General features: G+C 33.2%; 12 protein-coding genes. 10 read left to right on the forward strand and 2 right to left on the reverse strand.

Annotation, left to right across the window (positions count from 1 at the left end; genetic code table 11):
- Positions 1-34: 34 nt before the first annotated feature.
- From IRZ99_RS15575 to IRZ99_RS15590, 4 genes are all read left to right on the forward strand, one after another.
- Positions 35-2,590, forward strand: coding sequence for a BamA/TamA family outer membrane protein (locus IRZ99_RS15575; RefSeq protein WP_194658142.1), 2,556 nt, complete (start codon positions 35-37; stop codon positions 2,588-2,590).
- Positions 2,591-2,650: 60 nt separating this feature from the next.
- Positions 2,651-3,718, forward strand: coding sequence for a class II fructose-bisphosphate aldolase (gene fbaA, locus IRZ99_RS15580; RefSeq protein WP_072970385.1), 1,068 nt, complete (start codon positions 2,651-2,653; stop codon positions 3,716-3,718).
- Between the two features lie 109 nt (positions 3,719-3,827).
- Entirely contained in the window at positions 3,828-4,682 is an 855-nt protein-coding gene (gene accD / locus IRZ99_RS15585) for an acetyl-CoA carboxylase, carboxyltransferase subunit beta (protein ID WP_029271807.1), read from the forward strand.
- Between the two features lie 82 nt (positions 4,683-4,764).
- A complete protein-coding gene (locus tag IRZ99_RS15590; protein WP_194658143.1) occupies positions 4,765-5,376 on the forward strand; it encodes a hypothetical protein in 612 nt (203 codons plus the stop codon).
- On the opposite strand, the gene IRZ99_RS15595 is transcribed toward IRZ99_RS15590, so the two are convergent.
- Together IRZ99_RS15595 and IRZ99_RS15600 are read right to left on the reverse strand one after the other, a co-directional pair.
- The gene (locus IRZ99_RS15595; RefSeq protein WP_194658144.1) at positions 5,373-6,266 is read right to left on the reverse strand and encodes a cupin-like domain-containing protein; all 894 of its coding nucleotides are present in this window, start codon (positions 6,264-6,266) and stop codon (positions 5,373-5,375) included. The genes IRZ99_RS15590 and IRZ99_RS15595 overlap by 4 nt on opposite strands.
- A 92-nt stretch (positions 6,267-6,358) precedes the next feature.
- Complete coding sequence (locus tag IRZ99_RS15600) at positions 6,359-7,606, reverse strand: ABC transporter permease (protein ID WP_194658145.1); 1,248 nt, start codon at positions 7,604-7,606, stop codon at positions 6,359-6,361.
- 165 nt (positions 7,607-7,771) lie between these two features.
- Between IRZ99_RS15600 and purH the strand changes: the two genes are divergently transcribed.
- The 6 genes from purH to rodA all read left to right on the forward strand — a co-directional run bounded on the left by purH (position 7,772) and on the right by rodA (position 15,029).
- On the forward strand, positions 7,772-9,298 hold the full coding sequence (gene purH, locus IRZ99_RS15605) for a bifunctional phosphoribosylaminoimidazolecarboxamide formyltransferase/IMP cyclohydrolase (protein ID WP_194658146.1): 1,527 nt from the start codon (positions 7,772-7,774) through the stop codon (positions 9,296-9,298).
- A 55-nt stretch (positions 9,299-9,353) separates the two neighbouring features.
- Positions 9,354-10,382 carry a rod shape-determining protein gene (locus IRZ99_RS15610; protein ID WP_026983887.1) on the forward strand — a complete coding sequence of 343 codons (1,029 nt, stop codon included), beginning with the start codon at positions 9,354-9,356 and terminating at the stop codon, positions 10,380-10,382.
- A 111-nt stretch (positions 10,383-10,493) separates the two neighbouring features.
- Entirely contained in the window at positions 10,494-11,318 is an 825-nt protein-coding gene (mreC, locus tag IRZ99_RS15615; RefSeq protein WP_194658147.1) for a rod shape-determining protein MreC, read from the forward strand.
- Positions 11,311-11,817 (forward strand): hypothetical protein, encoded by a 507-nt coding sequence (locus tag IRZ99_RS21210; protein WP_026983889.1) that lies wholly within the window; start codon positions 11,311-11,313, stop codon positions 11,815-11,817. Before mreC ends, IRZ99_RS21210 begins: the two co-directional genes overlap by 8 nt.
- The gene (mrdA, locus tag IRZ99_RS15620; protein WP_194658148.1) at positions 11,814-13,778 is read left to right on the forward strand and encodes a penicillin-binding protein 2; all 1,965 of its coding nucleotides are present in this window, start codon (positions 11,814-11,816) and stop codon (positions 13,776-13,778) included. The genes IRZ99_RS21210 and mrdA overlap by 4 nt, the downstream gene beginning before the upstream one ends.
- 15 nt (positions 13,779-13,793) lie before the next feature.
- Positions 13,794-15,029 carry a rod shape-determining protein RodA gene (gene rodA, locus IRZ99_RS15625; protein WP_194658149.1) on the forward strand — a complete coding sequence of 412 codons (1,236 nt, stop codon included), beginning with the start codon at positions 13,794-13,796 and terminating at the stop codon, positions 15,027-15,029.
- Positions 15,030-15,169 lie beyond the last annotated feature (140 nt).

Consider the following 15,169-nt stretch of genomic DNA (forward strand, 5'->3'; position numbering starts at 1 on the left):
ATAATGTACTTTTGAATTAAATATTTTAGAACACTTGAAAAATAATTCCACAAAAATAATAGCATTTATTCTAATAGCAATATTTATTTGCGCTTGTGATGCTGTAAAAAGAGTTCCTGATGGAAAAAAACTTCTCGTAAAAAATAATATTGTTGTTAACGGAAAGAATAGCAATGATGAAACGGCATCAAATCAGATGTATCAAAAACCAAATGGTACTTTACTAGGTTATAAATTGCGTTTAAATTTATACAATTTAGCTAATTTAAATCCGGATTCTACATATCAGGCTAAATTTAAAAATAATCCGGGCTTATATGAGCGTCAGGCAAAATTTTTATCTGCAAAACAAGTAGATCGTCTTGGGCAATCTTTTTTATATAAAGGAATTCATGAATTCTTAAAAAGCACTGGCGAACCACCTGTAATTATTGACACTACAAAAACAAAAAAAACATTATTACGTTTGAAATTTTACTATTTCAACAATGGTTATTTCAATGTAAAAACAGATTATACAATTGATAGCATTTCTCCAAAAAAAGCAAAAATAAATTATAATATTCTTACCGGGCCAGGTTATACTTTAGATTCTATACGAACAACTATTTTAACTCCCGCCTTGGATTCATTGTACAAAACAAATCCGGAACCTTCTGTTTTAAAATCAGGAAATCAATATAAAACTTCAGATTTTGAAGAAGAAAAAAATCGTATAACCACTTATTTCAGAAATCACGGTGCTTATTTCTTCCAACCAACCTATGTTACTTTTGATATAGATACTATTGGCAAAAAAAACAAAGCAGACATTAATTTAAAAATTAATAACAATAATATTCAGGAAAGAGATTCAAGCAGAACTGAACCTTTTAAATTGTATAAAATAAGCGATGTAAATATTTACACCGATTATTCTGCAGCCAACTCAAAAAATAAAATAACCGACAGTACAACTTATAAAAACTTTAATCTATACAGTTACAAGAAGTTAAAATACAAACCACGTGCCATTACTGACGCCATTTTTATTAATAAGGGAAGTACCTATTCTGACACAAGAACAACTCTTTCATCACGTTATTTAAACAATCTGAAAATTTTTAATTATCCTTCTATTCAATATGAGGTTGATAAAAGAGATTCTACTGCGCAGTCATTAATTGCGAATGTTTATCTGACACCAAGAAAAAAATATAGTTTTGGAGCTACTCTGGATGTAACACATTCTAATATTCAGGATTTCGGGATCGGAGCGAGTGTTTCAGAAACAATTCGAAATGTATTTAACAGAGCTGAAACATTAGAAATATCTGCCCGAGTAAATGTTGGATCTTCAAAAGATATGGCCAATCCGAATGATAATTTCTTTAATGTTTCGGAATACGGAATTGACACTAAGCTTAATTTCCCAAGGATTTTAATGCCTTTTGGAACCGAAAAAATTATTCCGAAAAGAATGATTCCCTCTACTACTATTGCTGCAGGTTTCTCAAAGCAGCGAAATATTGGTCTTGACAAAGAAAATTTCACCGGAGGACTATCTTACAACTGGTCTCCAAAACGCCTCAACACCGCTAAACTTGAGGTACTGAATGCCCAATTTGTTCGTAACTTAAATCCTGATAATTATTTTAATGTCTATACCTCTTCTTATGACGAATTAAATGGTATTGCAAATGTTTACAATACAACGCCAGGAAATGTTGATGATAATGGAAATCTAATTATTTCATCAGGAACTACCGGTTTTACTAATGATGTTTTAACAGGAAACACAGCTTTAACACCTGCAGATGAACAATATCAAGATGTTGAGAGTATCGAAGAAAGAAGAGTTCGTCTTACTGAAAATGACTTTATATTAGCTTCAAGCTACACTTTTACCAAAACAACAAAAAAGGATCTTGCAGATAATACCTTTTATCAGTTTAAGGCAAAAATAGAATCAGCCGGAACCTTATTGTCTGCTGTTTCGAATATAGCAAATCTTCAAAAAAATATAAATGGCAATTATGAAATATTCAATTTAGAATATTCAGAATATCTTAAAACAGAGTTCGATTATATTAAACACTGGGACTTTGGGAAAGAAAAAGTTTTGGCCGTTCGAAGCTTTTTCGGAATTGCGATTCCTTTTGGTAATTCAGATTATATTCCATTTTCACGAAGTTATTATTCTGGAGGTTCAAATGATAATCGTGCGTGGCAACCTTACTCATTAGGTCCGGGAAGCACAGATGCCTTAGACGATTTTAATGAGGCAAATATGAAAATTGCATTAAGTGCCGAATTACGATTTAAAGTTTTTGGAGATGTCAAAGGAGCAGTCTTTGCAGACGCCGGAAATATCTGGAATGTGCTCGATAATGTCACCGATGAGAAGGCGACATTTAACAACGTAAACGATTTAGCTGAGATTGCTTTAGGCACAGGATTCGGATTACGATACGATTTAAGCTTCTTTGTTGTTCGATTAGATTTAGGCTTCAAGACTTATAATCCGGCGCATGAGAAGGGAGATCGCTGGTTTAAAGAATATAATTTTGGGCACTCGGTTTTAAATTTTGGAATAAATTATCCTTTCTAATGCTAATTAATTCTTATTTTTGCAACCTAAAAACTAAAAACAACTATAAAAAAAATTACAATGGCACACAATATTAAACCAGGAGTAGCTACAGGAGATCAAGTTCAGGAGATTTTTAATTATGCAAAAGAAAAAGGTTTTGCTTTACCAGCAGTAAACGTTACTGGTTCTAGCACAATCAATGGAGTTCTTGAAACTGCAGCAAAACTTAATGCGCCAGTTATCATTCAATTTTCAAACGGAGGAGCACAATTTAACGCAGGAAAAGGATTGTCTAACGCAGGCGAAAAAGCAGCAATCGCTGGTGGAATCGCAGGAGCAAAACATATTCACGCTTTGGCAGAAGCTTACGGAGCAACTGTAATCTTACATACTGACCACTGTGCAAAAAAATTATTACCTTGGATTGATGGTTTGTTAGATGCATCTGAAAAACATTTCGCAGAAACAGGAAAACCATTATTCAGTTCACATATGATCGATTTGTCTGAGGAGCCAATCGAAGAAAATATCGAGATCTGTAAAGAGTATTTAGCCAGAATGAGCAAAATGGGTATGACATTAGAAATCGAGCTAGGTATTACAGGTGGTGAAGAAGATGGTGTTGACAACTCTGACGTTGACAGTTCAAAATTATACACACAACCAGAAGAAGTAGCTTATGCTTACGAAGAATTATCTAAAGTAAGCCCTAAATTTACAATTGCTGCAGCTTTTGGAAACGTTCACGGTGTTTACAAACCAGGAAACGTAAAATTAACTCCAAAAATCTTAAAAAATTCTCAGGATTTCGTTCAAAACAAATTCAACACTGGACATAACCCAGTAGATTTCGTTTTCCACGGAGGTTCAGGATCTACACTTGAAGAAATCAGAGAAGGAATTAGCTACGGAGTTATCAAAATGAACATTGATACAGATTTACAATTTGCATATACAGAAGGAATTCGTGATTATATGGTTAAAAACCTTGACTATTTGAAATCTCAAATTGGTAACCCAGAAGGTGCTGATGTTCCTAACAAAAAATATTATGACCCAAGAAGATGGGTACGTGAAAGCGAAGTGACATTCAACACAAGACTTGAGCAAGCTTTTGCAGACTTGAATAACGTAAATACACTTTAAATTTTAGATTTCTGAATTTAGATTCCGGACTTCTAAAAAAGCCTGGAATTTAAATTTTGAATCAGATTGAAAATCTAAACTTTAAAATCTACATTCTAAATTAAAAAAAATGGCTTGGTTTAAAAGACACGAAAAAGGAATTACGACCGCGACTGAAGATAAGATGGACGTTCCGAAAGGATTGTGGTACAAATCTCCTACTGGAAAAATTATTGATGCTGACGAATTAGCCAGAAACTTATTTGTTAGCCCTGAAGATGATTTTCACGTTCGAATTGGAAGCGCAACCTATTTTGAAATTTTATTCGACAACAACGAATTTGTTGAATTAGATAAAAACATGACATCAAAAGATCCTCTGCATTTTGTGGATACAAAAAAATATGCAGAAAGATTGAAAGATGTAATGGAAAAAACACATCTTAAAGACGCTGTTCGTACAGGAGTTGGAAAATCTAAAGGAAAAGAACTTGTAATTTGCTGTATGGATTTTGCCTTTATTGGCGGTTCTATGGGGGCTGTTGTAGGTGAAAAAATTGCAAGAGGTATTGATCATGCTATCAAAAATAAATTACCTTTTGTAATGATTTCTAAATCAGGAGGAGCTCGTATGATGGAAGCTGCTTATTCTTTAATGCAATTAGCTAAAACATCAGTAAAACTAGCTCAGTTAGCTGAAGCTAAATTACCTTACATTTCACTTTGTACAGATCCAACAACCGGAGGAACAACTGCATCATATGCAATGTTAGGAGACATCAACATCTCTGAGCCAGGTGCTTTGATTGGTTTCGCTGGTCCTCGTGTTGTTCGTGACACTACCGGTAAAGATTTACCAGAAGGTTTCCAAACTGCAGAGTTTCTTTTAGAACATGGTTTTCTGGACTTTATCACGCCTAGAAAAGAATTGAAAGACAAGATTAACTTGTATATTGATTTGATTCAAAATAATACAATTAGATAGTTTTTAAGCTACTAAATCATATAAATCCCATTGGCTACGGCAAGTGGGATTTTTTTATATCTTTATTTTAAATCTAATTTATATGATGAGAGTTTTTATTGGTTTTATGGTTTGTTTATTTCTTTTGAATTGCACTAAGCTAAAAGAAAAGATTGTAATCAAAAACAAACCTTATATTATTTCTTATGAAGACAGAAAACTTCAAAATTATATTGATTCTTTAAAAGAAAGTAAAAGTAATTTTGTTGCATTTCCTAGAAAAGGCTTCTATGGAGAACATCAATTGATTATTGATAAAAAAGGTAATCTATATTTTTATCAAAAAGAGTACTTTATGCAATTGTGCAGTTATGGCAGTGAAAACGATACTATTCCACATTTTTTACGTTTACAGCCAAAAGACATTGTTAGAATCCCTCAAAAAAACCTGACTGATTTTCTTTCTGAAAACATCTTAATAAAAGAAAAAGACAGACAGACTTTAATTATTGCTTCTCAAAAAGACACTATAAAAAACATCTCCTTTTTTGAGTTTTTAAAAAAGAAAAATATTGGCAATTATATTATCCGAAGAACTACTCAGGAAGAGGATACCGTTTTGCGATATAAAAACAATGACAGTAAACATATTTATTATTATCCCGATTCAATCAAATGGGACCGAACTAAAATCAAATTTCCAGTTGAAAACTAAATTGGACTATTTTTTGGCCTACCCTTTTTCAATTCTTTTTCAGCAATTTTAAAAGCTAGTTTCTCGCGCCATATCGCGTAACGTTCTCTAAAAACTATTTTTATAGCACTATCAACTGCGCCATGCATAAATAAACTCCAAACGCTCTGAATTTTCCGGGTTATAGATTGATCCCATGCTCTAAGGCTTAGCGAAAAAGAACCGTCTACGTAACGCATCCAATGCCACATTCCGGTTGGCATAAACAAAGTATCTCCGTGTTCGAGAAAGACTTCATAGCCTTCAACACCTTTTAGAGCTGGAAATTTTTCAAAATCCGGATTGGCAACATCATAATCTTCTAAAGCATATGTGGTATTTGGAACGCAATAAAGCCTTTTCTTCCATTTGTAGTCAAACAATATAATATGTTTCCTTCCTCCAAAATGAGTATGAAAAAGATGCGGTAAATCGATATCATAATGTAAAAAGGTGAAAGCACTTGAACCTCCAAAAAACATGGCAGGCATACTTTCTATAAAACCTCCCATTAATTCCTTCGGGATTTTCACATCATTTATTAATTCAGGTCTGTGTTTGAAAAGATTGAAGAAAAAAATACGCAGCTGTGTTGGCTCTCTTTTTATCAAATCCAGATATTCACCAAATTTCATAGTGGCAATAGAAGCATTAATTATTTTTGTGGGATCTGCTTTAGAATTATCAACCAGTTTTACCTCAATATCCCCTGCGATTTCTTTAAAATAATCCGTTGTCCATTTTTCTCTGGCGGGCCACTCTTTTGTTAGTCCTTTTATAATTAAAGGTTTTCTTTTATCTAAATAGTTCTTTTTAAAATCTTCTCTAGAAATAGACTCAACGGTATCGACAGGTTTTAAGTTAAAGCTCATTTATTTATTGATTTAAATTGCTACCTACCAAGTAAGTATCTAATTATCTACTCCTTTAAAAAAATCACAACTAATATCGCAAAAGAAACATACTACATCCCTGTTCGAATAGCTTCAACAGGATCCAAATTCGCCGCAGAAATTGCCGGAAGAATTCCAGATATTAGCCCAATGATGGCCGCTAACGTAGTACCTAAAATTATATTTCCAAAACTTAAAACAAATTCGAAGTCAAGCACTTTTGTCAAAACAAGTGCAATTCCCCAAACCATTAAAAGACCAATTATTCCTCCAATAACAGAAAGAATTATGGCTTCAAATAAAAATTGAAATAATATAAATCGATTTTTTGCACCCAATGACTTTTGAATTCCAATTAAATTAGTTCTCTCTTTAACCGAAACAAACATAATATTAGCAATTCCGAACCCTCCTACTAAAAGAGAAAATCCACTAATAATCCATCCCACAACATTCATCTGACCTAGAATTCCATCAATAAAATCAGTGAATCCAGAAAGGACATTGATGAAAAAATTATCTATCTCACCTGCTTTCATTCCGCGAATAGCTCTTAGCTTCTGAGCGACTTCAGCTTTATAAGCTTCCATATCAATACCTTTAACAGGTTTTAAAACAATTACTGGTGTCATGGCATCACTATCACCATACATTCTTCGTAAAAAATTAGCCGGAAAGTAAACTGATGTATCATTACTATCTCCAAAAAATCCCGCACCCATTTTTGTCATAACGCCAATAACGGTAAAACGTTGTCCATACAAACGAATACTTTTTCCGATAGGATCATCAGTACCAAAAAGTCCACTGGCAATTTCATATCCTAAGACAATTACCGGCGATCCGGAATTAGATTCAGATTCGGTATAAAATCTTCCCTTATCAAAAGTCAATCCGTCAATATCAACCATTTCATAAGAAGAAGGAACCATGTTTACATCGGCAACTGTTTTCGAATCATACTTTAAACTTTCATGATTTACAAAAAGTTGATAACCTACTTGTTCTGTATTATTCAGGGAATTTTTTAAAGCGATATATTCATCATATTTTACATTTGGAAACTGCTCTCTTTTCCATTGTGGAATTTCAGAAGGTCCAAAGCAAAATTTCATTAAATAAATTGTATTTTTATCTAAGCTGCTCAAATCTTTAGAAATTTTACGATCCAGAGAATCGACAGCAGCCAAAACAGCGATAATCGAAAAAATACCAATTGTAACACCCAACAACGACAATAATGTACGCAATTTGTTATTTCGCAAAGCATTTATGGCAAAGCTCAGACTTTCCTTTAATAATCTTAAATAAAGCAGCATATTTTCGTATTTTTCAATAAAGTAAAATTCAATAAATTAAATTCAAAAACCTAATAAAAGTTAACTTACTCATCAGTAGTTTTTTTTAAGATAATGTTACATTAATTTTCTTTAAAATAATATTTAAAAAAACTACTTTTGCAGTCTGAAAATCATAACTACACAATGAGCACAACTAAAACAATACAATCAGCATTAATATCTGTTTTTTCGAAAGATGGACTAGAGCCAATCGTTAGAAAATTGCACGAGCAAAACGTAACACTTTATTCAACTGGAGGAACTGAAGATTTCATAAAAAATCTTGGAATTCCTGTAGTTCCGGTAGAAGATATAACTTCATTTCCTGAAATTCTTGGGGGAAGAGTAAAAACTTTGCACCCAAAAATTTTTGGTGGAATCTTAAATCGTCAAGATAACGAAAGCGATGTTCAGCAAATGAAGGAATTTGATATTCCGCAGATTGATTTAGTAATTGTTGATTTATACCCTTTTGAAAAAACGGTTGCTTCAGGTGCAAGTGAACAAGATATTATTGAAAAAATTGATATTGGTGGAATTTCATTAATTCGTGCCGGTGCAAAAAACTTCAAGGACACTGTAATTGTAGCTTCAGTAAATGAATACAGTTTGCTTTTAGATTTGATCACAGAACAAAACGGAGCAACAACATTAGAAAACAGAAGATTATTGGCTACAAAAGCATTCCACGTTTCTTCTCACTATGATGGTGCTATTTTTAATTATTTCAATACAGATGAAACCATCTATAAAGAAAGCATTGCAGGTGGACAAGTTTTAAGATACGGAGAAAATCCACACCAAAAAGGATTTTTCTTTGGAGATTTTGACGCTATGTTCAAAAAAGTTCACGGAAAAGAACTGTCTTACAACAACTTACTAGATGTTGACGCTGCAGTAAATTTAATTAATGAATTTAAAACTGACGGACCAACATTCGCCATTTTAAAACACAATAATGCTTGTGGTTTAGCTTCAAGAAAAACAATTAGCGAAGCTTATTTAGCAGCTTTGGCTTGTGATCCTACATCTGCTTTTGGCGGAGTTTTGATAGCAAACACTAAAATTGATTTGGCTACTGCACAAGAAATCAACAAATTATTCTGCGAGGTTGTAATTGCGCCAAGTTATGATGATGATGCAATTGCAGTTTTACAAGAAAAGAAAAATAGAATTATTTTAGTTCAAAATGAAGTTGAATTACCTACAAGACAAGTAAGAACATGTCTTAATGGTTTGTTAATTCAGGACAGAAATAATATTACAGATACTAAAGAGCATTTAAAAACCGTTACCATTACAGAGCCAACTGCACAAGAGATAGAAGATTTAATTTTTGCTTCTAAAATTTGTAAAAACACAAAATCAAATACAATCGTATTTGCTAAAAACGGAACTTTAATTTCATCAGGAACAGGTCAAACCTCAAGAGTTGATGCTTTGATGCAGGCTGTTGATAAAGCTAAAGCTTTCGGATTTGATTTGACAGGAGCTTCAATGGCAAGTGATGCATTTTTCCCTTTTCCGGATTGTGTGGAATTAGCTAAAAATGCGGGAATTACAGCTGTAATTCAACCAGGAGGATCGATAAAAGATGAATTAAGCATCAATTATTGCAATGAAAATAATCTTGCAATGGTATTTACAGGAACACGTCATTTTAAACATTAATTTGTTTAACTTTGTTCGATAATTATTTATAACATTTTAAACCCCTAAAAAACTTATGGGATTTTTTGATTTCATGACCGAGGATATTGCGATAGACCTTGGTACCGCAAACACTTTAATCATTCATAATGATAAAGTTGTTATTGATAGTCCGTCAATCGTTGCACGTGATAGAATATCAGGCAAAATCATTGCTGTTGGTAAGGAAGCCAACATGATGCAAGGTAAAACGCATGAAAACATCAAGACCATAAGGCCTTTGAAGGATGGTGTAATTGCCGATTTTGATGCTTCAGAAAAAATGATCAATATGTTCATTAAGAGCATTCCGGCATTGAAAAAAAGAATGTTTACTCCAGCTTTAAGAATGGTAGTATGTATTCCGTCTGGAATTACTGAGGTTGAAATGAGAGCTGTAAAAGAATCTTGTGAAAGAGTAAACGGAAAAGAAGTTTATTTGATTCATGAGCCAATGGCAGCAGCAATTGGTATTGGAATCGATATCATGCAGCCAAAAGGAAATATGATTGTTGATATTGGAGGTGGTACAACTGAAATTGCTGTAATTGCATTAGGCGGAATCGTATGTGATAAATCTGTAAAAATTGCGGGTGACGTTTTCACAAATGATATCGTGTATTATATGCGCACGCAACACAACCTTTTTGTTGGAGAAAGTACTGCTGAGAAAATTAAAATTCAAATTGGAGCTGCTATCGAAGATTTAGATGGTCCTCCAGAAGATATGTCTGTTCAAGGTAGAGATTTACTTACTGGTAAACCAAAACAAGTTGATGTATCATACCGTGAAATTGCAAAAGCATTAGACAAATCAATTCAACGTATCGAAGATGCTGTAATGGAGACTTTATCGCAAACACCTCCTGAATTAGCTGCCGATATCTACAATACAGGTATTTACTTAGCTGGTGGTGGATCTATGTTGAGAGGTCTTGACAAACGTATTTCATTAAAAACAGACTTACCTGTTTACATTGCTGAAGATCCTTTAAGAGCAGTTGTTCGTGGAACTGGAATGGCATTGAAAAACATTGCAAAATTTAAAAGCATCTTAATTAAATAAGATTCAAAATAATAACCAATATTTTTTTTATTAGAGTCAAAATTTTCAGATTTGACTCTAATAAAATTGGAAACCAAAAGCATATCCTGAAACAAAATAACCAAACAAGAAATGCAGCAAATTTTTAATTTTATTATAAGAAACAGTAATCGATTGCTGTTTTTGCTGCTTTTAGGTATTTCGTTGGCTCTCTCAATTCAATCGCATTCCTATCACAGAAGCAAAGTAATCAGCTCGGCTAATTTTTTAAGCGGAGGTGTTTACGAAAGAATCAATCATGTGAATGAATATTTGAATTTAAGAACCGAAAATGACGAACTTGTACTTGAAAACGCAAGATTAAAAAGTCTCCTTTTTAATAAAGAGGACACTACCAAATTACCGTTACCAGATAGTATAAAAGGTGTAAAACCTGCAGATATTATTGTTTCAAAAGTAATTCACAACTCTTATAACAGACACGAAAACTACATTACGTTAAATTCCGGAGCAAATGAAGGAATTAAACCAGATATGGGAGTAATCAATAGTTTAGGAATTATTGGAGTGGTAGACAATACTTCACCAAGATATTCAACAGTGATAAGTATTTTGAATATGAAATCACAGATCAATGCTAAGCTAAAAAAATCCAATCACTTTGGTTCGTTGACCTGGAATGGAAAAAGCACAGGATTTGTTCAATTAGAAGATGTTCCAAGACTAGCGTCTGTAAAAAAAGGAGACACCATTGTAACAGGTGGACAATCTGTAATTTTTCCTGAAGGAATTAATATTGGTACAGTGGATATTGTTTACAAAAAAGAAGGTACAAGTTATTATGTCATAAAAGTTAAATTATTTAATGATATGACGAACTTAGGCCATGTATATGTTATCAAGAGTAAAGACAGAGAAGAACTTATTAATTTAGAAAACAAGGAAAAAGATGAATAGCGCATTGTTAGTCAATATTTTTCGATTCATTATGTTACTTGCAATTCAGATTGTTATTTTTAACAACATGAATTTCTTAGGATACATAAGTCCTTTTCCGTACATTTTATATATTATTCTTTATCCTGTAAACAGCAACAGATCAGGTTTAATAATTTCAAGTTTTTTACTTGGTCTTACGATGGATATGTTTTGTAATTCAGGAGGAATTCATGCTACTGCATGTGTTATTCTCGCTTATTATAGGCCTTATATTTTTAAATTTTCATTTGGACTGAGTTACGAGTATCAAACGATAAAACTAAACGAATCTCTAACACCTGAACGTTTTTCGTTCATATTGGTTTCCGTTTTATTACATCACATAATATTATTTACACTCGAAGCTTTTCAGTTTAAATTTATTTGGGATATTTTACTCCGAACTCTGTTTAGCACCATTTTTACAATAATTATTTCAATCATAATAATATATCTTATTAAGCCCAATAAACGATGAGAAAAGTTTTGCTGCCCTCCTTAATTATTATCGCAGCATCTTTGCTGTTGATCAGGGTATTTTATCTGCAAATTATTGATGATTCATTCAAATTAAAATCAGAAAATAACGCGATAAAAAAACAGTATGACTATCCTGAAAGAGGTTATATCTACGACAGATATGGTAAGTTATTAGTTGCCAATCAGGCTTCTTATGATATTATGGTTATTCCTCGCGACATTAAAGAAGATCTTAATGTTGATGAATTTTGTTCTTTATTAAATATTACGAAAGAAGAGTACGAAAAAAGAGTTGCGAAAGCAAGAGTTTATAGTCCGCGATTACCTTCTGTATTTTTATCTCAATTAAACAAAAGTGAATTTGCTGCCTTTCAGGAGAAAATCAGAAAGTTCGAAGGATTTTATTTCCAAAAAAGATCGCTTCGTGATTACGAAGTAGATTATGGTGCTAACATTTTTGGTTTCATTACTCAGGTAAACGAAAAGTTAATTGCCAAAAACCCTTACTACAATAGTGGCGATTTAATAGGACAGCAAGGAGTTGAGCAAAGTTACGAAGAAATTTTACGCGGTATAAAAGGTGTAAAATACATTCAAAAAGATAAGTACAACCGAGAAATAGGTTCCTATAAAAATGGAAAGTATGATACGATCGCTGTCGCCGGAGAAGATATCAATATAACTATTGACGCTGAACTTCAAAAGTACGGCGAAGAATTAATGATCAACAAAAGAGGTGGAATTGTTGCTATTGAGCCAAAAACAGGTGAAATCTTAGCATTAGTTACAGCTCCCTCTTATGATCCGGGAATTATGGTTGGAAGACAAAAATCTAAAAACTATACACTTTTATATCGCGATTCCATTGCAAAACCTTTATACGACAGAGGTCTTCTGGCGGAATATCCTCCAGGGTCTCCATTTAAAATCTTAACGGGTTTGGTAGCGCTTCAGGAAGGCGTAATTGATGAACACACCACTTTTATGTGTCATCATGGTTTTAGCTATGGTAGAGGGCGATTTATGAAATGTCACGGTTTTGGACCGCATCAATTAAATAATGGAATTTACAATTCTTGTAATACCTATTTTGCGCAATCTTACATGCTAACGATCAACAAATACAAAAATCCTGGTCAGGCTGTAGATATTTGGAGTGATCACGTAAAGAGTTTTGGATTAGGTCAGTTTATGGGATATGATCTACCAACAGGTAAAAGAGGAAACGTTCCCACTTCTAAAACCTATAAAAAAATATATCCGAATGGTGGATGGAGAAGCACAACAATTGTTTCTAACGCCATTGGTCAGGGAGAGGTTTTAATGACACCAATTCAGCTAGCCAATATGATGGCGACAGTTGCAAATCAGGGTTATTATTATACGCCTCATATCATTAAAAAGATTGAAGGCAAAAAAATTGATGCTAAATTTACAACCAAACACGAAACTACTATTGACAAAAAGTATTTCCCGCCGGTTATAGCAGGTTTATTTGATGTATACAATAAAGGAACTGCTTATGCCCTTAAAGTAGAAGGAATTGATATTTGTGGAAAAACAGGTACTGCTGAGAACTACGCAAAAATTGATGGCGTAAGAACAAAATTAAAAGATCACTCTATTTTTGTGGCTTTTGCTCCAAAAGACAACCCGAAAATTGCAATAGCTATTATGATTGAAAATGGAGGTTTTGGTGCAACTGTTGCAGGTCCGATCGCCAGTTTAATGATTGAAAAATATCTAAGAAAAAAGATCACCAGAACTGATTTAGAAACAAGAGTTTTAAACAAAAGTCTAGCTGTTGAATATGCAAAATTAGGAGGTATGAATGAAGCGAGCGCTATTGAAACTACACCTAAAGACTCGATTTTAAAAGCTAAAATTATTGTTCCAAAGGCAGTAGTTCCGAAAACAGAAATTAAAAAAACAACTACAGACACCACTAAAAAGAACTAACAAAGATTATTTCAAATGAAAAATCAAAGTGTAAAAAATAACATCGACTGGATAAGTGTTTTTATCTATACTGCGTTAGTAATATTGGGGTGGCTGAACATTTATTCTTCATCATTACTATCGACAGAAGGAACTTATCAAAAACAACTAATTTTTATTGGATGTACAATTCCTTTAATATTCGTTGTCCTTTTTGTTGATGGTAAATTCTATGAAAAATACGCCAGTATTATTTTTGGAGTTTCTCTATTATCATTGGCAGGATTATTTATTTTTGGAAAAACCATTGCTGGTCAAAGATGTTGGTACGCTATAGGAAGCTTTACTTTACAGCCCTCTGAGTTTGCAAAAGCTGCAACTTCATTGGCGTTGGCCAAATATTTAAGTGACACCCAAATAAATCTTAAGGACGTAAACAGGCAAATTCAGGCATTAGCCATTGTCTTTTTACCGGTATTACTAATTTTACCTCAACCCGATCCTGGAAGCGCTTTAATTTACAGTATTTTTATTATTGTACTATACAGAGAAGGTTTACCATCATGGTATGTCTGGACGGGTTTTATTACCATTTTATTATTTGTCCTTACACTCGTTCTAGAACCCTATGTCGTTATCTTAATAGCCTTGGCAGTTCTTATGATCATTCACTTCAAAGGAAGGGTCGTAGATCGAAACATCATTTTAAGCGGTATAATATTGCTTGGTATCTCTGCTTTTGTTTTTTCTGTAGATTATGTTTTTGATAACGTTTTTAAGCAACACCATAGAGATCGTTTTAATATCTTGTTAGGAAAAAGTGTTGACATGAAAGGTATTGGATACAACACCAATCAATCAGAAATTGCAATTGGATCAGGCGGCTGGATTGGAAAAGGTTTCTTAGAAGGAACCCAAACCAAAGGCGGATTTGTACCGGAACAACATACCGATTATATTTTTACAACAGTTGGTGAAGAATGGGGCTTTGCTGGTTCGTTTGTGGTGATTGCACTTTTCGTTGGCCTATTTTTACGTGTAATTTATTTAGCTGAAAGACAGAAAACAAAATTCAGTAGGGTTTACGGCTATTGTGTTGCCGCCATTTTATTTACACACTTCTTTGTAAACATAGCAATGGTTATCGGGATTTTTCCAACAATTGGAGTACCGCTACCCTTCTTTTCTTATGGAGGTTCCGGACTCTGGGGATTCACTATTCTATTGTTTATATTCTTGAAAATGGATGCGAATAAGGTAAATGAATGGTAATCCTAAAAATTCAATTATAGTCCCGAACATTCGGGCCAAATTCCAATAGATGAGTTTTAGAATTATTACAACTTAAGAACTTAGGTTCTTATTGATAAATATAAAAAAGGTCCGAAGTTTAAACTTCGGACCTTTTTTAT

The sequence above is a fragment of the Flavobacterium sp. LC2016-12 genome (assembly GCF_015351595.1).
Lineage (GTDB): Bacteria > Bacteroidota > Bacteroidia > Flavobacteriales > Flavobacteriaceae > Flavobacterium.